The sequence below is a fragment of the Runella rosea genome (genome assembly GCF_003325355.1).
Classification (GTDB): domain Bacteria; phylum Bacteroidota; class Bacteroidia; order Cytophagales; family Spirosomataceae; genus Runella; species Runella rosea.
In genome coordinates this window covers 1,915,133-1,937,926 of sequence record NZ_CP030850.1, presented here as the reverse complement: position 1 = coordinate 1,937,926, position 22,794 = coordinate 1,915,133, and the positions used below count along the sequence as shown (strand labels likewise).

General features: G+C 42.9%; 19 protein-coding genes. 15 read left to right on the top strand and 4 right to left on the bottom strand.

Features of this window, described 5'->3' with window-relative positions:
• Positions 1-26 precede the first annotated feature (26 nt).
• Together DR864_RS08285 and DR864_RS08280 are read right to left on the bottom strand one after the other, a co-directional pair.
• Positions 27-2,900 carry an nSTAND1 domain-containing NTPase gene (locus tag DR864_RS08285; RefSeq protein WP_114066517.1) on the bottom strand — a complete coding sequence of 958 codons (2,874 nt, stop codon included), beginning with the start codon at positions 2,898-2,900 and terminating at the stop codon, positions 27-29.
• A complete protein-coding gene (locus DR864_RS08280) occupies positions 2,897-4,651 on the bottom strand; it encodes a hypothetical protein (protein WP_114066516.1) in 1,755 nt (584 codons plus the stop codon). The genes DR864_RS08285 and DR864_RS08280 overlap by 4 nt, the downstream gene beginning before the upstream one ends.
• Positions 4,652-4,861: 210 nt before the next feature.
• Between DR864_RS08280 and DR864_RS08275 the strand changes: the two genes are divergently transcribed.
• From DR864_RS08275 to DR864_RS08255, 5 genes are all read left to right on the top strand, one after another.
• Positions 4,862-5,626, top strand: coding sequence for a hypothetical protein (locus DR864_RS08275; protein WP_114066515.1), 765 nt, complete (start codon positions 4,862-4,864; stop codon positions 5,624-5,626).
• 52 nt (positions 5,627-5,678) lie between these two features.
• Entirely contained in the window at positions 5,679-6,404 is a 726-nt protein-coding gene (locus tag DR864_RS08270; protein WP_114066514.1) for a fatty acid desaturase, read from the top strand.
• A gap of 66 nt (positions 6,405-6,470) precedes the next feature.
• The gene (locus DR864_RS08265; RefSeq protein WP_114066513.1) at positions 6,471-7,619 is read left to right on the top strand and encodes a hypothetical protein; all 1,149 of its coding nucleotides are present in this window, start codon (positions 6,471-6,473) and stop codon (positions 7,617-7,619) included.
• A gap of 49 nt (positions 7,620-7,668) precedes the next feature.
• On the top strand, positions 7,669-8,331 hold the full coding sequence (locus DR864_RS08260; protein ID WP_114066512.1) for a thiamine diphosphokinase: 663 nt from the start codon (positions 7,669-7,671) through the stop codon (positions 8,329-8,331).
• A gap of 54 nt (positions 8,332-8,385) precedes the next feature.
• Complete coding sequence (locus DR864_RS08255) at positions 8,386-9,492, top strand: mandelate racemase/muconate lactonizing enzyme family protein (protein ID WP_114066511.1); 1,107 nt, start codon at positions 8,386-8,388, stop codon at positions 9,490-9,492.
• Positions 9,493-9,499: 7 nt separating this feature from the next.
• On the opposite strand, the gene DR864_RS08250 is transcribed toward DR864_RS08255, so the two are convergent.
• Positions 9,500-10,072 carry a DUF6962 family protein gene (locus DR864_RS08250; protein WP_114066510.1) on the bottom strand — a complete coding sequence of 191 codons (573 nt, stop codon included), beginning with the start codon at positions 10,070-10,072 and terminating at the stop codon, positions 9,500-9,502.
• A 281-nt stretch (positions 10,073-10,353) separates the two neighbouring features.
• On the opposite strand from DR864_RS08250, the gene sucD reads away from it, so the two are divergent.
• The 8 genes from sucD to porN all read left to right on the top strand — a co-directional run bounded on the left by sucD (position 10,354) and on the right by porN (position 19,578).
• On the top strand, positions 10,354-11,229 hold the full coding sequence (sucD, locus tag DR864_RS08245) for a succinate--CoA ligase subunit alpha (protein WP_114066509.1): 876 nt from the start codon (positions 10,354-10,356) through the stop codon (positions 11,227-11,229).
• A 94-nt stretch (positions 11,230-11,323) separates the two neighbouring features.
• Entirely contained in the window at positions 11,324-12,499 is a 1,176-nt protein-coding gene (locus tag DR864_RS08240; RefSeq protein ID WP_114066508.1) for a DUF4271 domain-containing protein, read from the top strand.
• Between the two features lie 31 nt (positions 12,500-12,530).
• Complete coding sequence (locus DR864_RS08235; RefSeq protein ID WP_114070206.1) at positions 12,531-13,313, top strand: uroporphyrinogen-III synthase; 783 nt, start codon at positions 12,531-12,533, stop codon at positions 13,311-13,313.
• A gap of 161 nt (positions 13,314-13,474) precedes the next feature.
• Positions 13,475-14,446, top strand: coding sequence for a PorP/SprF family type IX secretion system membrane protein (locus DR864_RS08230; protein ID WP_114066507.1), 972 nt, complete (start codon positions 13,475-13,477; stop codon positions 14,444-14,446).
• A gap of 260 nt (positions 14,447-14,706) precedes the next feature.
• On the top strand, positions 14,707-15,816 hold the full coding sequence (gene porK / locus DR864_RS08225) for a T9SS ring complex lipoprotein PorK/GldK (protein ID WP_114066506.1): 1,110 nt from the start codon (positions 14,707-14,709) through the stop codon (positions 15,814-15,816).
• A 108-nt stretch (positions 15,817-15,924) separates the two neighbouring features.
• Positions 15,925-16,728, top strand: coding sequence for a type IX secretion system motor protein PorL/GldL (gene porL, locus DR864_RS08220; RefSeq protein WP_114066505.1), 804 nt, complete (start codon positions 15,925-15,927; stop codon positions 16,726-16,728).
• Between the two features lie 95 nt (positions 16,729-16,823).
• Positions 16,824-18,419 (top strand): type IX secretion system motor protein PorM/GldM, encoded by a 1,596-nt coding sequence (porM, locus tag DR864_RS08215; RefSeq protein ID WP_114066504.1) that lies wholly within the window; start codon positions 16,824-16,826, stop codon positions 18,417-18,419.
• 79 nt (positions 18,420-18,498) lie between these two features.
• Positions 18,499-19,578, top strand: a complete 1,080-nt coding sequence (porN, locus tag DR864_RS08210; protein ID WP_114066503.1) for a type IX secretion system ring subunit PorN/GldN — start codon at positions 18,499-18,501, stop codon at positions 19,576-19,578.
• A 61-nt stretch (positions 19,579-19,639) separates the two neighbouring features.
• Here porN and DR864_RS08205 read toward each other — a convergent pair whose 3' ends face one another.
• The gene (locus tag DR864_RS08205) at positions 19,640-20,650 is read right to left on the bottom strand and encodes a glycosyltransferase family 2 protein (protein ID WP_114066502.1); all 1,011 of its coding nucleotides are present in this window, start codon (positions 20,648-20,650) and stop codon (positions 19,640-19,642) included.
• Between the two features lie 64 nt (positions 20,651-20,714).
• Between DR864_RS08205 and radC the strand changes: the two genes are divergently transcribed.
• Positions 20,715-21,419 (top strand): RadC family protein, encoded by a 705-nt coding sequence (radC, locus tag DR864_RS08200; protein WP_114070205.1) that lies wholly within the window; start codon positions 20,715-20,717, stop codon positions 21,417-21,419.
• 48 nt (positions 21,420-21,467) lie between these two features.
• On the top strand, positions 21,468-22,793 hold the full coding sequence (locus DR864_RS08195; protein WP_114066501.1) for an APC family permease: 1,326 nt from the start codon (positions 21,468-21,470) through the stop codon (positions 22,791-22,793).
• The last annotated feature ends 1 nt before the right edge of the window (position 22,794 follow it).

Below are 22,794 nucleotides of genomic sequence, written 5' to 3'. Positions count from 1 at the left end.
AAGAGGTAGTTTACAGTGTTAGAAATTTATAAAAAAGGGCGTGTTAATGGACGTAGTAAAACATCCCAAGCGAAGTCATCCACTTGGTATTTCTTTTTGATGGCAATCCGTTTGGCGGGTTGCAGAAACCCGCCTTTTTCTTCTTTTTTAAGCCAATTTTCTATTTCATTCCACGTTGGCCATATCCAGGTTTTGTTTTTAGAAACTCCCACAATCCATCGTTCGTACGGATCCATATAAATAGCCGTTAGTGGTTCATTGGGGGTGATAGCGCAAATGTGGTTACCCTGATTGCTCCAAAAATGAAGGGTATTGCCTGCCAAAGTGATGATTTGATAATTTGCTTTTTCCTTGAAGAAATACCCCTCATTTTCCTCCAAGAACCATCCGTTGTTAATTGGCTTATCGTGAGGAATAGCTAGTAATTGTAATCCATTTTTGTTCCGAATACTGAAAATAGTATCGTTACAGATGAGGGTGGTAAGTTTGACCTTAGGACTATATTGGATTGGCATAGGGTGATTGACCGTTTCTTTCCCGCATTTACAGCTATATTTTAAGATGGAAGGAAAATTAAGGTCATGAACTTGCAGGGAGTCTCCCAGCGTAACAAATTGATTATCTGCCTTGAAGTATGCTTTTTTTACGTCCGCTTTTTTGAAAACCAGTTGCGCTTTGTTGTGGAAAGGGTATTGCCAAATTTCCAATCCGTTATCAAAGGTTCGGGCCAGCAGCCACTGCCCGTCGGTGCTTAAAGACGCATTACGAACCGCTTTGAGTGGTTTTTTATGGGTAATGACGAGGTCTTGGCGCAGTATTCTTATGGTATCATCGGCCTCCACCGTGACGAAGTGGGGGTGCCCGTCTAACATAAAAGTGGAAATGCCTCGAATGCAGTTTTTAGAACGGTATGTTCGGTTGCTTAAGGAATTATGAATGGCTGTAGTATCTATAATGGAAAAGACTTGTTCTCCAATGAGAAATGAATTGACGGAATTGGGAGGAATTGGATAGGTTTTAAGTTGTTTTCCTTCAATGCTGAAAGTGAAAAATGCGTTGGCCTTGGTAATGACGTAAAAATGATTTTTTTCATTTAGAAATGACGCCTGTTTTATCCCTTCCTTGAAAGGAAAAGCTGCTTGCATACGCCAATCTTTTTTCCAAATCATGAGCGAATCACTGCTTTGATTAACCGTCAAAAAAAAATTTTGCGAAGGAGAGAATGAAACTGACCGAATAGCGGAATGGAAAACTTTGCTAAGAAAAGTATCATGTTGCTCAGAGGGTGGGCTGAAACCCATATTGAGCGGATGGTCATCTTGTTTGTCGTGATTGTAAAAAGCAGTAAGCAGGGCTTTCTGGGCCTCTGGTGAGTGCATGGGGCGCTGGTAGGCATCATAGGCAATGGCGATGGCGTCGTCGGGGGCGTCTTCGCTTAAAAATGCCGAAGCCAATATCAAACTATTGAGGGACGACACGCGCCATTGCCAAACAGCGACTGTTGAAAGTAACAAAACGACGGTTGTAAATAGAATTCTAACGCGCCGGAGCTGGTATTTTTTTTCGTGATAATCGCTGCTTTTATTGACAAAGGCCTTTAAATTCTCTTGGCGACTTTTGGGCAAATCCTGAAAAAGAACCTGAAAAACGGCAGTATTACGGTTTTTTTTAAATTCTTCTACCGATAAGCGGTCGAGGAAATAGTCAGGTTTTTGGTCGTAATGAGTGAAATCTTCCTGAATGCGTTCAATCCGACGAAGAAGATTGCTTGCTTTTTTTTGCTCCGCACTTTGGCTTCTAAAAATAACCATGGCTAAACTATCATGGTATAGCTCATAAAATCCGTTTTCCTCTTTCAGGATTCGTTGCTTTTCTAAATTGCTCAGTATTTTGATTTTCAGTAAGTTATCTTCGTCTTTGTCAATGTCTTTGATGTACTGTGATTGGCGCGTTCCTTCGGGGGTAACAAACTTGCTTAATAAACTTAATATGTATCCTTCTCGGTTTTTGAGTTCGGGGTTTTGTTGCTCAATATCGGTAATTTGTTCCTCTAAAAATTTCTCTAACACCCCTTCAATTCGACCAACATTCTGAATAATCGTTTTGTCAATTCGTAAGGGAAGTTTATCGGGCGTTTGAATAATTGCATTATTCCAGAGACGATCCAGATAAACCTGAAGGTAAGGTAGTTGGATTTGTCGAGTAGTATCGTAGAGTTGGGCAATGATGAAATCAGCGTCGTTTTCCTCATCGTTCAATTCCACCTCGGGCATGGCTCTAAACATGTCCATGATTAAGTCTTTGATGGACTCATTGGTCATCAATTCTACCCGCAGACGAAAATCGAGTAAGGTGGAAATTTGTTTTTCAAACTGATACAAGTGGGCTAGATATTCTTCCCTTAGGGATAGAATTATTTTGCAGGGAATATCGGATTCGTCAATTGTCTTTAGAAGAACCAAGAACTGCTCACGTTCGTATTCTGTTCCTGTAATAAAAAGCTCTTCTAGTTGATCAAAAATGAGATAAACAGGGCGTAGGTATAGGCGTGATACTTGTTTGATTTGCAGTAGCAATGAGTGGTTAGGGTTGGTTTCATCGATGCTAGGTGGTGGTATTTTGGCGGGACGATAAAACTTATCAAGCTCCTCTGTGCAGGAGGATAGAAAGTCTTTTTTGCGCCTGATATAAATGGGAAACCAATGCGTATCCTGTAGTTTTTTGGCTAACCCGCTGCGTATTAAGCTGGTTTTGCCAGAGCCAGAAGGACCATAGACGACCACAAATCGCGAACGGAGAAGTAGCTCTGCCAACTCCTCAATTTCGCGGTCGCGGCCAAAAAACAAGTGTTTGTCTTTGGCTTCGTATGGGCTCAAAAACTGGAACGGACTCTGGTTCATAATTCCCAATAGTTAATGTTCAGTAAGTTTTTTGTGAAGGCGTTGAATTGCTCGCGTAATACCTCAAAATCATCACTATTGCGGTCGATTTTTAGCACTTTTTGGGGATTGCCTATGCAGCGGAAATAGATGGATTGATTGAGCGATGAGAATTTTTCAAAAATGTATAAATCAAAAAAGTTATTATCACTTTTGACAAATACGTTTAAATCAAGAATAAAAGGGGCTACGTTTAGAAACGCCGCTTGGTCGTTTTTTAAGGATTTTTTTGTCAATAATACCGACTGACTTTCCCACAAAACTGTTGACACAGGCTCGTCACGGTATCGTCGGTTGCGGTCGTTGTTGGCGGCAATAAGACTGGATTTGAGCGTGACACTTTTATGGCGGTACTTGGGGAGGCTACCAAAAAACTTTATCACCTGAATATTTTTGTACGATTGAAGGTTGTAGCGCACCCAAAAACCCGAAAATCCTGCAATGTTGCTCAGGTGAGTTTCTCCCATTTCGCATATATCCCGACAAAGGCTTTCGCTAATGACAATGTCTTTGTCGTACGGAAATCGGATTTTTAAATCCATCAGAAAATCAATGCTTTTGGCCAATGTAGGATTGTTGGGATTGTAGTATAAATCAACCAACAGTTTCAACTCTTCTACAAAATAAGGGACTTGATGCTTCTCTAAAATTTCGCGCAAGCAGCGCAGAACTTCTGCAAAACTCACCGCATCTCCTTTTAAATACTGGGTGATTGTAGCGAGACTTTCGGTAGAGATTGTAAGTGGCTGATGAGGACTCAGCAGTAGGTTTCGTATCTGTGATAACAGAGTACTGATGAGTAACGAAATGGTTGAGTCAAATAAATCCTGGTACGCCCGAATTCGATTTATACTGGGTTTGGAGGTAATTAATCCTTGCTGATTATCGGTGTCGGGGCATAAAATACACCTTAGCGGTTCTGCCAAAGGATATGGTAGAAAATCAATCAGTAAATCTCTTTTAAAGAGAAGGTCTTCGTCGTCAATTTTTTCATTATCAAATTTCTCCTTAATACTATTGTCGTATTCAATAATTGCCTCGAAAGCTTGATTGATGAGGTATGCGTTTGGAACATAGCTTTGGTTGATGGATGCTGTGGGCAAGCTCCACTGGTCAGCCTCCCCCGAAGGATTGATGAAAACCCAGTTTTCGGAATCTAAAACCTCGATATTTTCGCCTAATCCTCGGGTTTGAAGGTGGGGGTCAGTTGAAAAATTGAGGGCGTCTTTGGCCCGTTGGATGGCTTCTCCGAGCGAATATTGATTGCTGAGATATTTATAAAGATACCCTGAGAATGTACTCGCATGGGCGTCGCCTACGGGTGCCTGCGTTCCGACAATTCCCGCTTGAATTTTATGTTTTCGTAGCTCTTCCACCAGCGACAGGGTGGCGCAGCCATTCAGAAAAATAAATTTAAGATTGGGGCACCGCGCCAGCATTGCTGCCAGTCCGCCTACTCGCGCCCATGCATCGTCGAGGAGCAGGCCTTCTTTGCCCGCATGGCCGGCATAATGAAAAATAGTGAGGTTGTCTTGGTAAGTTTCTAATCGTTGAATAACGCTTTTGATGGTAACGTAGCTTTCCCGCACAATTTGAAAATGGCCAAGCACCTGACGAGGCGACAGCGTATCAAACAGGCCCTGGTCTTCTTCGGTAAGGTTGGACAAAGGAGCTTCCTGACTATTGGAAAAGCACAACAAGAGCGTATTCATAATAAGTTGAGTAAATCTGAGTTTAGGAGTTTAATGTTACGAAAAATGAAAGGTTTTGCCAAAAATAAAAGGCATGACTTACTAAACGGTATCGTGCTGATTATCAGATTTTTTCCGTTAACTAAAAATTTCTTTTTAAGTAAGTAGAATGCCTTCTTTTCTGGTTATAAAATCTTAACGTTTTACTTCCATTACTTAAAACTCAAACGTATGAATATTCATCAATTTTATCTCAGGCATATTGCCAAACAAACGGGCTATCGAGCCAATTGGGAGCCCAACCGTCCGCTATTTGTGGGCGCCATTGGAAAACTAGAAGATGGCGTTTTTACGATTTTTTCGGATTTGGAAAAAGAAGGAATTATGGCAGAAATCAAAAAAGACGAATCGGAAGGTTTCTGGGATTATACTTCCAATGACACTGTACAGATTGACATAAAATTGGCAGGACAAGCCCCGATTGCGGGTAGTGTCTTGGCCGAAGCTGATGCGGGCTTCACGCTGAATTTTAAAAGTGAGGAAGCGGTCGTATTTCAGGCGGATAAAACCTTGACGCACCAAATTGTGAATGTTGGAGCGATTGAAAAAGCCATTATTCCCAAATATCGAGCCGATGAGTGGCCCAAAGATTGGGTAATTATTACGCAGTTGATTGAGGCAGAATCGGCAACGATTATCGTTTCAAACAGCCGCGATAACCAGATTGATTTGAAGGCGACCGCTAATGTAGGAACGGCAAACCTAAAATTAACCGATGCATCGCTGGGACTGAACGTAGCCCGAGAACGAGGGAGCAGCCTGAAAATTTTGGCAAAAAGTGGGATTACACCCCTCTACCGGGTGATGGGGATTCGGCATCCATTGTTTGGGAAACCACAACTTTCTACGAAAGAAGCAATAGTCTTGCCGAACGATGATGCGCTGGAGGTACAGGATTTTGACCCCGCTGAGTTGGATGGGTTGAAAAATGACTGACCGAAACAAAAAGCCATGCGTTTGCGTTAGAACTGCATAACTCCTATTTAAGATGCAGTCCCTACCCGTCATCAAACCTACCTACATCGGCCAAAAAGGACTCTGGATTGCCCTGACCGTTTTGGTAGCGTGGTTTGGTTGTTTGACATTTTTGCTTCATTATCCATTGGATTTTCGTAATCCGTTGGTGTATGTGTTTGTATTACTGCAAATGCACCTGTACACGGGGGTGTTCATTACCGCTCATGATTCCATTCATGGGGTAGTGGCTCCGCACAACAAGCGACTTAACTATTGGATAGGCTTTCTAAGCGCTTCATTGTTTGCGTTTAATAACTATAAAAGACTCTCATCCAAGCACCATTTGCATCACCGTCACGCTGCCACGCCCGACGACCCCGATTACCATGATGGGCACCCCAATTTCTTTTTGTGGTTTTTTGCTTTTGCCAAAGAATACGTCTCGGTGTTGCAAGTGCTATTGATGGCAGTGACGTACAACATTTTGAAACTGTGGTTTCCGTGGGAAAATCTGGTGGCTTTTTGGATGATTCCTGCCGTGTTGAGCACCTTTCAATTGTTCTATTTCGGGACCTATTTGCCCCATCGAGGCGAGCATCATAATCCACCGCTCAATGCGCGCAGTCAATCGCTTAATCACATAAAAGCGTTTTTGAGTTGTTATTTTTTCGGCTATCATTTGGAGCATCATGCCTATCCTTACCTGCCGTGGTGGCAATTGCCAAAGGCGCGGGAGCGGATGGAGGCTGGAAAGTAATGTTATATTTGTCATCTTGAAAAGCGCTGGAATAAGCAAATAATAGACGCTTTCAGGGAAACAAATATGCCGAATCGCATTGCCTTGTTTTTTCAATTCCTGCTCATTTGTGCGGTAGTTTATCTCAAACTCCGCGCTGATTCAGCCTATTTCCTGACTCCTGATTCTCATTTTTATCTTGAGGCGGCTCAAAACTTGCTCAGCGGCAAGGGGTACGTCATTACGTTTGAAGGAAAAGAAACATTCTGCGCTATATGGCCAATGGGCTATTCTTCGCTGATTGCAACGGTGGCTTTTCTGACTACTTTTTCGACAGAAATTGCGTCTAAAATTGTGAATCTTTTCGCATTAGCTGGGTGCTTTTGGTTGATTCTGCGGCGTTTTCATGACAAAGCGTGGTTTGTATCCTTAGGTTTTTTGGCCTCATCGTTGATTCAATTGTACACAAATACATGGTCAGAAACGGTATTTATTTTATTCGTTTTGGGTTTTGCCATGTTTTTTTCTCCGACAGACCGCGCAAGTCAATGGCAAAAAGAGGGTAGCGTGATTTTTGCCGCCGCCGCTTTTTTTACCCGTTATGCTGGTATTTTTCTGCTGATTCCATTGCTGTTACGCCGTCAATACAAGGCGGCTTTCTACTTTGTGGTATTGATGGCTGGGTATTTATTCTTCAATTTTTACCACACAGGTACTTACACGGGGGGACATGGGTTTTGGCCCACGGAGCCATTCAACCAACGGCTTTGGCGAGGAATGCGCGGGTTGGGGGAGGAACTGTTGTTTTTTGCGGTACGTGATTGGGACTTCAAAAATCTTGGCTTGAGCGATTCGGTCAAGTGGTTTATTTATGGCGTTGCCTTGTTGCAATGGGTACTTATTGGGTTGATTGTGCGGCACGTAGTGTATTTTTTACGACTGACGAAAAAGATAAAAATCAATGCGGACAACATGACCAAGTTCATGATGCAAGACCCGTTTTTTCTCATCGCCATCAGCTATTTGCTTTTTACCATTGTAGTTTACTTGACCGACGAGTCCATTGAAAGTCTATATTTCAGGCGATTGGCTCCTTCTTCATTGTTGTTTACGTTGGGTATTTTGGCGTGGGTGTCTCAACAAAAACAACTTTTTGAGCGTACCAAGTGGCTTTTTGTCGCTTTCTTTGCGTTATCAATCATTCATTCAATCCCTAAAATAGTATTGGGTATTTAGTATGTGAGATTTTTCTCACTACTCACTACTCACTACTCACTACTGAAAAATGTCCTCACACCACGTTGTTCGCGAAAAGCAGGAACCGGCCCTTTTGATTGCCAACGGCGAGGGCTGTAGTTTTGAACTGATGGGGCAATTGCTCGAATGGTCGCCGTTTGTTGTCGTGCTCGACCACGCCATTCATCGGGTATTGGATTTAGGAATAAAGGTGGATGTATTGTTGGGTGATTTTGACCACAATGTTGACATTGATGAAATCGCCTCCCGACATTATCCGCTCGAAATTGTCCATGCGCCCGACCAAGACAAAACGGATCTGGAAAAAGGAATTGAATTTTTGATAGAACGGGGATTTCCAGCGGTAAATATTGTATGGGCTACGGGCCGCCGGGCTGACCATAGCCTCACAAATATGACCAACATTGTTCGCTACAAAGATCAAATCAAAATCGTGATGCTAGACGATTACTCTAAGATTTTTCCGTTGGTTGGTACCTTTGAAAAATGGTACGTAAAAGGCACACCCATTTCGCTGGTGCCCGTCGGTTTGGTGGAAGGAATCCAAACGGAGGGCTTAAAATATAACCTTCAAGGAGATTATTTGCGGCTCGGCTATCGAAGTGGAAACAGCAACGAAGCAGCAGAAGATGGTTTTGTGAAAATCTCGGCGAGCGAAGGAGACCTGTTGATTATGGAATGTTGGGATTGATAGATTACCGCTTACATTTACCTTGTTAAACACTGAAGAAAACGCATAAAAACCATGTCCACAATCACCCGCATTGAAGTCTATAAATTTAATATTCCGCTACAAGCTCCCGTCACGATTGCGATTGGAACGATTGAGGAAGCCCGCAATATTCTGGTCAAAATTTATACCTCAGATGGGCTTTATGGTACGGGCGAAGGTGCCCCCTTTTGGATGATAGTGGGGGAGACCCAAGCTACTGCCTATGCGGCAGCTTATGATTTGGCCAAATTGCTGATTGGTAAAGACCCATTGGACATAGAAGGCTGCTTGGCGGCTCTAGACCGTTATCTGAGCGGAAACCCGACCGTAAAAAGTGCATTTGACATGGCGTTGTATGACTTGGCTGCGAAGTACGCCAATATGCCTTTGTATCAGTTTTTGGGCGGCACAAATCGTTCGATTGTTACTGATGAAACAATTTACATCGCTCAACCAGAGGTAATGGCGGCCGATGCCGTTAAAATAAAGGAACGTGGTGCGGAAGCGATTAAAGTAAAATTAGGAACAAACGCCAAAGATGATATTCGGCGTATTGCCGCCATTCGTGAAGCTATTGGCGACGCAATTCCGCTCCGTACCGATGCCAATCAGGGGTGGGATTACATCAGCGCGCTTACGGTTCTGAATACGATTGCCGACTGGAATGTGGAGTACTGCGAACAGCCTGTAAAACATTGGGACTACGCCCATTTGGCGCGGCTTCGACAAAACGCCCGCGTGCCCATTTGCGCCGATGAGTCGCTGTTTTCTCCGCAAGATGCCATTAAATTGGTGACCCAACAGGCCGTAGATTTTTTCAATATAAAACTTTCAAAAAGTGGCGGCTTGCGCAATGCGGTCAAAATCAACGCCATTGCCGAAGCAGCAGGCATCAAGTGTATGATTGGATGTATGTCGGAATCGCGTTTGGGAATTTCGGCCAATGCCCATTTTGCATCTGCTTTGCAAAACGTCGTTTTTTATGATTTAGATTCTCCTTTTGAACACGCCCAAAATCCTGTACTTGGCGGTATTCATTACCAAAATCATTATCAGGTAATTATTCCAGATTTGCCGGGCCACGGTGCCGAGGTAGAAGAAGATTTTTTGCGACGTATGGAATCGTTTGTCGTGGAATAATTTAACCTTACACGGCTTTGCCAAAACAAAAAACCATGGCGGCCAATGCGTAGTGATATACATCTATTGGACTGAAAGGCAAGTGTTGGGTGGCAACTTTGGTAGCGATGCCCAAAATCATCACCCCAATCACAATCCAGATGGCTTTTTGGTATTTTTGCATAAGTCCGAAAACTGCAATCAACATCACAACAAGCATGGTAAAAGCCTGCACAACGGAGCTGAAAACTTGAAAAGAAGGGTAGAGCAGAAAAACGAATAAAATAAGCCCGCAGGAGAGGGTTAAAATGACGGTAGAACGGGAGATGGTCTGGCGCATCACTAACCCCCAAATGGCAACCACTACACTTGCAAGCCCGGCGCTACCTGCGAGTGTTGAAAGTGAGCGATGGGTATCGGTTAATTGCTGAAACCCCAAATAACGGAATACACCTGCACCCGCCGCCAATGAAACGGTTACTAAAAATACACCCCAGAGGAGGCGATTATGGAAGGGAACATAAGCAAAGAATTTAAAAAAAACGACAATGCATACAGTGGCTACGACAGCGTCTGAAAAGGCGTTGGAGAGTTGAATCATTCTTACACAAGAAGTTAAAGGTTAAGGGGCTAACGTTTTATCGTAAATAAAAAAACAATGATTAACAACGATAAACGTTTGAAAAAGCCTTAGCAAGGTATCAGTATTTTGCCGTTTTAAACAGAAAAATAAGCAATTTTTAGGCCTTCAAAAATTTTTCTTTCGGGGGTGCTTTTGTACTTTCTTTATTTCGACCTACTTTTACTGAAAAATTTTTGGCTTCTGTCTTGAATAAAATAAAGTTAATCATCTTGAATCACGCAATTTTATACTAACCACCAATGAGCGTATTAGTCAATAAAAACTCAAAGATAATTGTGCAGGGCTTCACAGGCTCTGAAGGTACTTTTCATGCCCAACAAATGATTGAGTACGGAACAAATGTTGTAGGTGGAGTGACTCCAGGCAAAGGCGGTCAAAGTCACCTCGATCGTCCCGTCTTCAACACTGTTGCGGATGCCGTAAATACGACAGGTGCCGATGTGTCAATCATTTTTGTGCCGCCGGCTTTTGCCGCCGACGCCATCATGGAAGCCGCCGATGCCGGTATCAAAGTAATTGTATGTATTACAGAAGGTATTCCGACCAAAGACATGATGTTGGCGAAAGAATACATCACGACAAAAGACTGCCGTCTCATTGGTCCGAACTGCCCAGGAGTAATGACAGCCGACGAATGTAAGGTGGGAATTATGCCTGGTTTTATCTTCAAAAAAGGAACCATCGGCATCGTTTCTAAGTCAGGTACATTGACCTACGAAGCGGTTGATCAGTTGACAAAAGCAGGCCTTGGCCAAACCACTGCCATTGGAATTGGAGGCGACCCGATCATTGGTACAACTACCAAAGAAGCGGTAGAGTTGCTCATGAATGACCCCGAAACGGAAGGAATTGTGATGATAGGAGAAATCGGAGGAAGCATGGAAGCCGATGCCGCCTATTGGATTAAAGCAAACGGTACTAAGCCAGTTGTTGGTTTTATTGCTGGTCAAACTGCCCCTAAAGGCCGCCGTATGGGCCACGCAGGAGCCATTATCGGTGGTGCTGATGATACAGCTGCGGCTAAGATGCGCATCATGAGTGAGTGCGGTATCTTCGTGGTAGAATCGCCGGCGTTGATTGGCGAAACAATGTTGAAAGCCTTAGGTCGTAACTAACCAATATTACTGTTATCTTTTCTAACTTTGCAGGCAGTTTGGATATTCCAGGCTGCCTGCATCTATTTTGAGGATTAAAATTGAGTATCGGCGAATGACGAAGAAAGTTGTTCATAGGTTTAAATATATTGTATGGCTGCTGTTGTTTAGCTGCATTGCTCCCCTTTGGGCAGAAGTAGGGCCAGACAAGCAGTATTTCCTCGTGAAAAATTTGGCGCAAGATTGGCTTGTCTATGATCAGCGAGAAAAAGAATACGTTCCTTACGTGGCCGAACAGCACGGTAATCAGCTGTCGGTTAATACTCTGGTGGACTTGGAAAGTAACCTGCATTATGAACTGCTGTTGTACGTTGAAAAAAATAATTATCTGTTTCTGAATGGCTCATTGCAGGAAAACCTCAAGGCGGGAAGCTGGCGAGTCATGAAAATAGATAGTCTTTATAAAATATTCAGGCGCCCACAATTGATGATTACGATATATGGAACGCCTGGGCAGGCTGGTAAAGTCGTCATTATCGGTCACCGAAAGGCGGCGGTTGAAAAACTGATTACGATTGAGGAAGAATCGTTTTTGAACCTAAAACCCCGAGAGCAAGCCTCGATTGCTAATTTTTTCATTTTGGGAATTTTGCTTCTGTTTACTTTTGCCGCTTTCCTATTCAATACATCTCCCCGGGCTTTTAATCGGATTTATAGTCTTCCAGATTTATTTCAGATGGACTTCAGGGATGATTCATTTATGATCAATAAACCCTTTAGCCGAACCAACATTCTATTTGTGGTTCTGCTTAGTCTGGAATTAGCTTACTTGTATTTGTTTACGCAGGATAAAGAATATAATCTGTTTTCATCAAAAGAATTATTGGCAACTGGACAGGCGTTTTCTGATACTTGGTTAAATTACTTAAAAATAGCATTTATCTGTTTTCTGGGATTTATAGGGAAATATGTTGGTTTGTATATTTTAGGGACTTTATACCGATTGGAAGGCGTAGCTAATATGCATTATTTCAAGGTTTTACAGTCTTCTTTGTTGTTTTTTACCGCCCTCATATTACTTGCCTCCGTGGCTTCTTTTTACATTGTTGACTGGTCGCCCATCATCCGTTCGGTACTCATTATTCCAGTAATTGTTTTTTATGTTTTTCGAACCATTTTAATCTTCTTTACAATTAGCAACAGCACAACTGTTAAAAATCTATATTTAATTTCGTACCTTTGCATTGTTGAATTAATCCCCATCATCATCGGGGTAAGGTATGCCCTATAAGAAGTGGGGAGAACCCCACCAAACGTCTGATATGAGCGAAACGATTTTGATGCAACAAGACCGGTTGAATAAAGTAGAGAGCATTTTGGTCACCCAAGCTCGGCCAACTGATGAAAAGTCCCCTTATTTTGAGTTAGAGCGCAGGTACAGCGTAAAGGTCGATTTTCGCCCTTTTATCGAAGTTCAGGGTATTTCTTTTAAGGATTTTCGTAAGCAACGAATTAACATCATGGAGCATACGGCTATTATTTTTACCAGCCGTAATGCCGTAGACAATTTCTTCCGTATTTGTAAGGAAGCTAAGTTGGAAATGCCTGCCGAAATGAAATATTTCTGCGTAACTGAGCAAACTGCCAACTATCTTCAAAAGTATATTCAAATACGCAAACGGAAGATTTTTTCAGGTCAAAAAACCGCTGCTGATTTGTTAGACTTAATCAAGAAACACAAAACCGAAAAGTTTTTGTTTCCATGTTCTGACAAACGGCGCAACGACATCCCCGAATTCATGGGAAATTACGAGTTACACCTCACCGAGGCGGTAATGTACGAAACCGTGTCTTCAAATTTGTCGGATTTGACAGAAGTGTTTTACGATGTTATTTGCTTTTTCAGTCCTTCTGGAATTACCTCACTATTCCATAACTTCCCTGATTTTAAGCAAAATAAAACTCGGATAGCCGCTTTCGGTCCTACGACCGCAAAAGCCGTCGCGGATGCAGGCTTGATTTTAGATATTGAGGCTCCAATGCCCAATGCTCCTTCAATGACTGGGGCGTTGGAAATATATATCAAAAAAGCCAATAATATCTAATTAGAAAGGTTTAGGGCCGTTTTTCTCTGGACAATTTGAGCAAAACCGCAACACTTATCTCTTTTTATGCGTTATAGTAAGGGTTGGGAAACTAACCCTTTTTTTATATCAAATTTTTTTCGCTAATTGTCGTTTGTATTGAAAATACCGGCGAATTGGATATGAAATACCCACAACTACTACTATTGAGCATATTAAGTTGGTTTGCCCAATTAAGCTATGTACAGGCGCAGCAGGATGCTCAGTTTAGCCTGTTCATGCACAATCAATTATATTATAATCCTGCCACCGCAGGAGCCGACGGAACTACCCGATTTCAGTTATTGAATCGTATTCAATGGCAAGGGTATCAGACTACTTCAGGAGACGGCGGTGCCCCCAATACGTTAGTATTTTCAGGAAGTGTTCCCCTGAATTTCATAAAGAGTGCCGTTGGTATTAATTACGTCAATGATCGAATTGGCGCAATGGGCAGCCAAGAAGTCCAGCTCTCGTATGCCTATCGAATGAATATCAATGAGAATACCTTGGCAATCGGTGCGCGGGTAGGGTTTCAAAACAGATACATTGATTTTAGTCGCTTGGTTTCCCGTGAACCTGGTGACCCACTTATCCCAGTTGGACGTTTAGGGGTTACGCAGCCTGATATTTCTTTAGGGGTATTTTATGATGCAAGTACTTTTTATGTTGGTGCAAGCGTTAATCACCTGAACCGACCCAAATTTAATTTAGGAGGAGATACGGGCAATAGTATTTTAGCTCCCAATGCGTATTTGACCGCGGGTTACCGTTGGGAACCGTTATATGGATTGGAAATACAGCCACTTATCCTTGTAAAAAGCCTGACGGATTTCAATCCTAAAACGTTGTCGGTAGAGGGGGGCGTAATGGCTACATGGGATGAATGGATTTTTGGAGGAATCACCTACCGTGTGCAGGAATCCTATAATATTATAGCTGGAATAAATCTGCTTGGCAATAAAGCGCTACGTTTGGCGGGTGCCGTTGATTTGGTAGGAGGAAGTCGCAGTGTAAAAGCCCCCGCATCGTATGAAGTGATGCTTTCTTATGCACTCCCAGCACTTACAAAAGGCAGAAAGACAATTGTGCGTACCCCAAGATTTAGGTATTAATACAGGGAATAATTGGGCCAATTTCTAAATAGAATAATATTTTTTTGCCGAATTCCATCTTTGGCAATATTATTGTTGGATGACCGTTGTACCGTTTGATAAAAAATTAATGGTTTTTTAGTAATTTTGGGGGCTTGTGGGGAATTTTAAAATAAATAAAGCCCTTCTTTGTAACAGTAAAAGAGAATTTTAAAAAAAACACACAATAAACACATAGAACTTCGTTTCTATACTGAATTTTGAAACTAACGGGAATAACCATGAGCAAGAGGGTATTTTTCGGCTGCGCCACCAAAGGAGCATGGATTTTGATGGTAGCGATGATGCTGCAAAGTTGTGGATTTGTCAAAGATAAATTTGGCGGAAAAAACAGCAAAGGAGGAAAAGGAGGCAAAAAAGGAGCCAAACAGGAAGTCGGCGTTCGGAACGGAGAAGTAATTGCAACTGGTCGTAAAGACTATAAGCAGGATACTCCCTTTGGAATGGTACTTATCCCATCAGGTTCTTTTATGATGGGGCAGGCTGATGAAGATGTTGCCGCTACGCAGGTCAATTTTAACCGCCGGGTAACCATTACTTCGTTTTACATGGATGATACTGAAGTAACAAACCACGAGTATCGTCAATTTGTAGCATCTCTGATGACTGACTCACTGTCAGTACTGGGAGAAGAAGAAATCATCTCAAAGTACCATCCCGATACTACGGTTTGGAAAAAAGATTTCACGTATCACAACGGTGACCCGATGCTTGAGTATTACTATTCGCATCCTGCCTTTGATACCTATCCAGTCGTTGGGGTAAGCTGGAAAGCCGCTCGCTATTTCTCAGAATGGCGTTCTAATCTCTACAACGATTACCGGGCCAAAGAGGGTAAATATCGTTCTCCAAAATTCCGCCTTCCTACCGAAGCCGAATGGGAATGGGCCGCTCGCGGCGGACGTGCCTCTGCCAAGTATCCTTGGGGTAACCCTTATGTAGCCAATGGAAAAGGTTGCTTTTTAGCAAACTTTAAACCACAGCGTGGGAATTATGACGCCGATGGGTATCCTTACACTGCCCCCGCAAATGCCTACAATGCCAATGATTATGGATTGTATAACATGGCAGGTAACGTAGCGGAATGGACGTTGGATGCTTATGCCGATAATGCTACGATTGTTAACTGGGATATGAACCCAATGAATGATAATCCTGACGAACCGCGTAAAATAGTACGGGGCGGATCATGGAAAGATGTTGCTTACTTCCTCGAAACAGGAACACGCGGCTGGGAATATGAAGACAATAAACGCTCGTTCATTGGTTTCCGTTGCGTAGTTGAAAACCTTGCCGGTCGGGCAGCTACTACCCGTGGACGTAAAAGATAATTTGACTTTATTACCTTAAAATATAGGGTGCTGCCCGGCGGCACCCTTCTTTTTTACGACCTTTATTTATTGTAACCGATTCTATTAAACCAATATTTTAATTCTGTTATGGCAGCACAAAAACAAGGTGTTTTCTGGAGTAAAATAGTCCCTACTGCTTATGCGCTTGGAGCAGCCGTTGTAATCATCGGTGCTTGGGCAAAAATTACTCACATCGAAGGTGGTGGTGAGATTTTGACAGTTGGTCTTTTGACCGAAGCTGTGATTTTTGTTTTGTACGCAGTACAAAGCTTTTTATACCCTGCTTCTGAAGAATACGCGTGGGAAAAAGTATACCCTGAATTAGCAGACGATGCGGCTCCAGTACCTTCGCGTAAAGAAGAGAAAAAAGGAGTTGGTTTGACTGCCAACATGGATAAAATGTTAGCCGAAGCCAACATTACTCCCGATATCTTCAACAATCTTGGTAAAGGATTTAAAAATTTAACAGATACAGTATCTAAAATTGGAGACTTGACCGATGCAACTATTGCAACCAACGATTACGCTAAAAACGTAAAAACGGCATCATCTTCAATCAATGATATGAATAAGTCTTACGGTGTGGCTATCAATGCAATGTCTTCTATGGCTGATGCAACCAAAGATGCCCAACAATACCGTGACCAATTCCAAAACATTACCAAGAATATGGGCGCTCTTAATGCCGTGTATGAATTGGAATTGCAGGATACAACCAAGCACCTCAAGGCCATGAATGCGTTTTATGGTAACTTGACAAATGCAATGGCGAACATGGCGGATGCTACCAAAGAATCACAGCAGTTTAAGGCTGAAATATCAAAATTGACAACAAATATTACAGCCCTGAACAATGTGTACGGTAATATGCTAACCGCAATGCGAGGTTAATGTGATGGTGCAGAGTTGAAAATTCTGAACCCTTAAATACCACTGTCACCCTCGTTAAAATCAATTAAAGTAAGCTAAAATTCAACTATTTAAAAATGGCAGGAGCAAAAGAGACACCCCGTCAGAAGATGATTGGGATGATGTATCTGGTTTTGACGGCCATGCTGGCTTTGCAAGTAAGTTCGGCATTGTTGGAAAAATTCCAATTGTTGAACAACAGTATGGAGGTTGCGTCAAACGCCGCTAACAAAATCAACGCAAGAACTGTTGAAAATATCAGAGATAAAGTCGAAAAGTCTGGAAATAGAGCTTTTGAAGTGGCCATTGTCAAGCAAGCTGAAGATGTGCGCAAGATAGCAAGTGGGATGATCAGTGAGATTGATGCCATAAAAAGCCAAATAGCAACCGAGGCTGGGGGCGGAATTGACCCTGAAACTGGAAAGGTCAAAAACCCGAATGAAGAAGACAAGGTAGCTATTTACATGATTGGACCTTCCAAAAATGGTAAAGCGTATGATCTGAAAAACAAGCTTAATGGTTTCGTAGAGCAAATGAATAAACTCTCTGGAACTAGTTTTGCGCCATTGGCTCTCGACGGTAAAGAAGACCCTCTTGCAAAGCGTGACAAAGATCAACGCACGAAAGACTTTGCAGAATTAAATTTTGCGCAAACACCCGTTCCTGCTGCATTGGCGGTATTGAGTCAAAAGCAATCGGAAATTCGTCGTTTAGAAGCGGAAGTACTCGATGCTTTGGCGGCTAAAGTAGGTGCGAAAGACATTAAGTTTGATAAAATTCTGGCAATGATTAGTGCTGAGTCTAACGTAGTTGTGGCGGGTACTAAGTTCAAAGGAGAGATGTTTATTGCGGCTTCTTCGAGTTCTCTTACGCCACGCATGAGTTTAGGTGGAGCACCATTGCGGGTACAGGATGGAAAAGGAATCATTGAATTTACGGCCCAGGGTGGTTCGTACGATAAAGATGGTTTGGCTGCCAAAACCCTGTCGGGAGTTATTTCATTCCCTACGCCAAGCGGTCGTGATACTACGATTTCGATGAAATATGACTATAAAGTTGCTAAGCCAACCTATAATATTGAATCAGCTTCGATGCCGCCTTTGTTTTTGGGTTGCAAGAACGTGTTGAGTATTCAAAGCCCAGGCTTAGGACCTTTATGGAATCCAGCTTTTACAGCTGATGGCGCCGAAGTTATCAACAATGGCAAAGGGAAAGTAATTATTATTCCAAACAATAGAAATGTTAAATTAAATATTTCGAACCAAGGAAACTTGATTGGTACCGAAGGCTTCCGCGTAAACCGCGTTCCTCGCCCTCGTTTGGAATATTATATCAATGGCGCATTGGTGGACGATAAACGCCCTATTTCGGCCAGTATGGCACGGAATATTTCCGTAAAAGCGATTGCAGATGAGAGTTTAATCAATTATTCGCCCGAAGATGCAAATTTCCGGGTAGGAAAAATTGAAGTTCGTTTGGCAAGTGGCGCTCGCCCTAAAGGGCAGCCAGTAGTGATTAACGGACCAAGTGGTTCAATCAATGCTTTGGCAGCTCAGGCAGCGCCTGGAGATCGTCTTGTGATTGAAGTATCGGGCGTACAGCGCCGTAACTTTAAAGGAGACGTTCAGGATGCAGGGATAGGTACTGATTCGCGGACTGTTCCTTTGAATTAAGAATACTGATTTTCGATTTTGTACTAACAAGAAATAGATTTCGTTAGTAATAAAGTAATCAAAATAACGCTCAAAGAAAATGAAAAGATGGAGTAGCCTATTAGGTAGTGCGGCCTTGGTAGCATTGAGCATGAGCACTCAAGCCCAAGAGAAAGACACGAAGGGTGTCAATCCGCTGTCAGTGCGCGAGATTAACGATGCTGATGTGATGATGAAACGCACACTGTGGCGCCGGTTGGATTTGCGGGAAAAGCAAAATCAACCTATGTTTTCAGTAGGCAATGAAATCACCAAGTACATCATGGATGCCGTAAAGGCGGGTCTGTTGGAGGCGTATGTAGATGCCGATATGACCAAAAAAATGACGAGTACTGATTTCAGCAAGGCGCTTCAAATGCCAAATCAAGGGCAGACGTTGACCGAAGATGAAATAAAAGCAGGTTTCGGTACTGACAATGCAGCTCAAGGTGGTGATGTTTGGGGGGATGCTGCAAAGAAAGACCCTAAAGCTCCTGCCAAGGCAGATGATGGCTGGGGAACCCCAGCGCCCAAAAAAGAAACACAACCCGTAGATGATGGTTGGGGTACACCGGCACCTAAAAAGAAAACAACTACTAAAGGTAAAAAGGGACAAGTTGCCAAAGTACCTGTAAAGCCTCAAGTAGATTCAACCGAAATCAAACGCAAAATGGCGGAAGAAGCCGCCGCAATTGCCGCGGCTGAAGCACAGAAAATGGAAGAAAATCAGTTTTTCCCTAAGGATGTTCCGATTTTGGAAATGAAGGAAGATTGGATTTTTGACCGTAAGCGCTCACGTTTGATTTACGATATTCAAACCATTACGATTGTATTGCCGTCGGAATTGAACCCTGGTGGAATTGAAAAACCCATTGCTACTTTTAGATACAAAGACTTGGACAAGCTGTTCCGTAGCGATCCGAAAAAGTTTATTTGGTTCAACGAATACAATACTGCTCAGCACAAAAACTTAGCGGATGCGTTTGATCTTCGTCTGTTCAGTGGTCGTATTATCAAAACTTCAAACCCCAAAGACCAAGACCTCATTACCATTTATGGTGGCGAAAAAGAGGCGCTTTGGAAATCCATTCAACTTGAAAATGAGTTGATGGAATTAGAGCATGGTTTGTGGGAATATTAATGACTACAATTATTGTATCATAAAAAAAAGCGGTCACTATGGCCGCTTTTTTTGTGCTTTTTCAGGAAGGATATTCAACGGTAGCGCCTGTTTCGCGGTGGGTTTTGGGTTCAAGTAGGCGTTTTATTCCCTCCTGCGCGAAGCCGAATCCATAACCAAAAAGCTGCACAAATGCCGCAATAATGCTCAATACGCCCACTTCTAGACTTTTTGACTGTCGAGTGGCGTCGATAAACAGCAGAATGATATAAATTGCTAAAAATGTAATTCCTGCCTGAAACAGCCAAGGGTGAATCAACCACAACAAAGGAATACTGAGGCAGCCGAGGGTAAACAGAAAAGGAAATGTGTGAACTAATTTGAGTTCATTTGGATAAAAGCGGGCTATATTGATTCGCGCACGCCCAAAGAAGCGTAGCTGCCGAAAGAAAGCCCCAAACCCAGTGCGCCGTTTGTGATAAATGAATGCTTCTGGAATCAAGGCTGATTTGAAGCCCATTCGGAGAGCGGTGATGCTAAAAATAATATCTTCGCCCATTCGGCTGATTTGAAATCCTCTCGTACGTTCCCACACTTTGCGAGAAATTCCCATATTGAAACTACGAGGGTGGAAAGTACCGCCCAAATTACTTTTTTTACCCCTAATGCCGCCCGTTGTAAAAAGAGACGTCATCGAATAACTGATGGCTTTCTGAATAGGAGTGAAACTCGGATGGTCGGTGTCGGGACCGCCGTATAAATCTACATACTCTGTATTCAGTCGTTGTTCAACGATGTTTAAATAGTCAGGCTCTATCAGTGCATCGGAGTCAAGGATAACAAAATAATCGCCTTTTGCCCGTTCAAATCCGTAATTTCGAGCAAAGCCTTGGCCTCCATTTTCCTTGTAGAAGTAGTGAATGTCGAGTTGTTGGCTGAAGGTTTTGACCACCTCATCACATTTGATTCGGGAACCGTCTTCAATAATGATGACTTCAAAATGGGTAAAAGTTTGTTTTACCAGACACGTTAACAACTCGGTCAATTCGTCGGGCCGATTATAAACGGGGATAATAATACTGTATTTACGCATGACTCGCTTTGATTTCACTGGCAAGTTAGTATTTTTACCACGAACGACCACCTATGAACCTTTCATGACTGAAAACGACTACACTTCATCACGAAAAATACTGAGCTGGGCGGAAGAAGACCGCCCTCGCGAAAAATTGCTTTTGAAGGGAAAAGCCGCGCTGACAGATGCCGAATTGATTGCTATTTTGATTGGCTCAGGTACCGTTGAACTGTCGGCGGTAGATTTGGCAAAGGTAATTCTCCAAAAAGCGTCCAATAATCTGAACGAATTGGCCAAGTTGACCACCAAAGATTTAATGAAAATCAAGGGTATCGGCGAAGCAAAAGCCATTACGATTATTGCTGCGTTGGAACTGGGAAGGCGGCGTAAAGAAAGCGAAATTATGCGAAAACCGCGTATTACGTGTTCAAAGGACGGGTACGAACAAATTCGGCCTTATCTATTGGACTTGCCCCACGAAGAATTTTGGTTGTTGTTGCTTAATCGGGCCAATGAGGTCATTCGCCCTGTTCAAATCAGTCAAGGAGGGGTATCGGGAACGGTAGCCGACCCAAAAATGATATTTAAAGTGGCCGTTGAACATTTAGCTAGTGCCATTATTTTGGCGCACAATCATCCCTCGGGCAATCTCAAACCGAGTGAGGCCGACAAAGACCTCACACGTCGCCTTACGGCGGCGGGTAAGCTGCTCGAAATTCCCGTTTTAGACCATATTATCTTTACGGATGGCGGTTACCTGAGTTTTGCCGACGAAGGATTGCTTTAAGATGAGATAACTCAATTTCGTAACTGCCAAACCCTTAGGTTTTATTTCATGTCTCACCAACTTAAAAAACAAATTACGCTCTTCAGCCTGACCATGATTGCGGTAGGGTCGAGCATTGGCTCGGGAATATTCCGGGCACCTTCTGAAATCGCTGGCTACCTGCCCACTACTGGATGGATGTTGGGCGTATGGGTGGCGGGAGGGGTGGTGGCGTTGTGCGGGGCACTCACTTTTGCCGAAATTGCTTCTATTTTTCCTAAAGCAGGCGGTTTTTACGTGTTTTTAAAGGAAGCATTCGGCGAGCTTCCAGCATTCTTATACAGTTGGTCCATGCTTTTGGTGATCAATACTGGTTCATTGGCGGCGCTCACATTGGTTTTTACTTCGTACCTGAATGAACTGATTCCTATGCCAGAGAATGTACAACTCGCAGTGGCTGTTTTCACGATTGCGCTCCTCACCATTATGAATGTGCTGGGCGTAAAATGGGGTGGTGTGTTTGCCTCTGTTTTTACATCAGCCAAATTGGTGGGTATCGCCGTGGTGGTTATCATTGGTTTTGTGGCAGGAACGTACGCTATAAACATTACAGATTTTACATGGACCTCAAATGCGCAGAATTTGCCCCTTGTATCCTCCTTTGGATTGGCGCTGATTGGGGTTTCTTTTTCGTACGGAGGCTATCAACACGCTACGTTTATTGCGGCCGAAGTCAAAGATGCCAATCGTCTCGTACCCCGCGCCATGTTGATGGGAATCGGTATCGTATGTTTAGCGTATTTAAGCGTAAATGTTGCCTATTTAAAGCTGTTGCCCATTGAGCGGATTGCGGCTTCTACGGGCGTAGCTTCGGAAGCCATTTCTACCGTATGGGGATTGGGCGCAAAATTTATCTCGTTTTTGATTGTGTTGTCGGTCTTGGGAACCATTGGCATTTACATCCTGACCGCGCCGCGCATTTATTTTGCAATGGCGCAGGATGGATTGTTTTTTAAGCAGTTTGCCGAGATTCATCCCCGTTATCAAACGCCTTTTTGGGCCATCATTTTCCAATCTTTTTGGACAATTGTATTGTTGATTTTCTGGAAAACCTTCTCCAATCTCATCACCTATGTGGTGTTTGTAGATACGTTCTTTTTCTTCCTCACGGCAGCGGCTATTTTTAAGTTCAGGCAGCGCAAACTAAAACGTAATTACAGCACACTTGCCTACCCAATTACGCCTTTGATATTCATGGCTTTATCAGCATTTGTCGTTGTTAACACGCTTATTGAAAAGCCCGAGCAGGCGCTGGCAGGGTTGTTTTTTCTGGGATTGGGAGGAATTGCCTACGTATATTTTAAATGGAAAAGAGCATTGAACACAAAAAATTAGC

Coding starts and splice junctions, on each gene's coding strand:
- DR864_RS08260 (WP_114066512.1), top strand. CDS start 7,669: ATGTCCTCACACCACGTTGTTCGCGAAAAGCAGGAACCGGCCCTTTTG.
- DR864_RS08235 (WP_114070206.1), top strand. CDS start 12,531: ATGAGCGAAACGATTTTGATGCAACAAGACCGGTTGAATAAAGTAGAG.
- DR864_RS08270 (WP_114066514.1), top strand. CDS start 5,679: ATGCAGTCCCTACCCGTCATCAAACCTACCTACATCGGCCAAAAAGGA.
- DR864_RS08240 (WP_114066508.1), top strand. CDS start 11,324: ATGACGAAGAAAGTTGTTCATAGGTTTAAATATATTGTATGGCTGCTG.
- DR864_RS08285 (WP_114066517.1), bottom strand. CDS start 2,900: ATGAACCAGAGTCCGTTCCAGTTTTTGAGCCCATACGAAGCCAAAGAC.
- DR864_RS08250 (WP_114066510.1), bottom strand. CDS start 10,072: ATGATTCAACTCTCCAACGCCTTTTCAGACGCTGTCGTAGCCACTGTA.
- DR864_RS08275 (WP_114066515.1), top strand. CDS start 4,862: ATGAATATTCATCAATTTTATCTCAGGCATATTGCCAAACAAACGGGC.
- DR864_RS08205 (WP_114066502.1), bottom strand. CDS start 20,650: ATGCGTAAATACAGTATTATTATCCCCGTTTATAATCGGCCCGACGAA.
- sucD (WP_114066509.1), top strand. CDS start 10,354: ATGAGCGTATTAGTCAATAAAAACTCAAAGATAATTGTGCAGGGCTTC.
- DR864_RS08280 (WP_114066516.1), bottom strand. CDS start 4,651: ATGAATACGCTCTTGTTGTGCTTTTCCAATAGTCAGGAAGCTCCTTTG.
- porN (WP_114066503.1), top strand. CDS start 18,499: ATGAAAAGATGGAGTAGCCTATTAGGTAGTGCGGCCTTGGTAGCATTG.
- radC (WP_114070205.1), top strand. CDS start 20,715: ATGACTGAAAACGACTACACTTCATCACGAAAAATACTGAGCTGGGCG.
- porK (WP_114066506.1), top strand. CDS start 14,707: ATGAGCAAGAGGGTATTTTTCGGCTGCGCCACCAAAGGAGCATGGATT.
- DR864_RS08230 (WP_114066507.1), top strand. CDS start 13,475: ATGAAATACCCACAACTACTACTATTGAGCATATTAAGTTGGTTTGCC.
- porM (WP_114066504.1), top strand. CDS start 16,824: ATGGCAGGAGCAAAAGAGACACCCCGTCAGAAGATGATTGGGATGATG.
- DR864_RS08265 (WP_114066513.1), top strand. CDS start 6,471: ATGCCGAATCGCATTGCCTTGTTTTTTCAATTCCTGCTCATTTGTGCG.
- DR864_RS08195 (WP_114066501.1), top strand. CDS start 21,468: ATGTCTCACCAACTTAAAAAACAAATTACGCTCTTCAGCCTGACCATG.
- porL (WP_114066505.1), top strand. CDS start 15,925: ATGGCAGCACAAAAACAAGGTGTTTTCTGGAGTAAAATAGTCCCTACT.
- DR864_RS08255 (WP_114066511.1), top strand. CDS start 8,386: ATGTCCACAATCACCCGCATTGAAGTCTATAAATTTAATATTCCGCTA.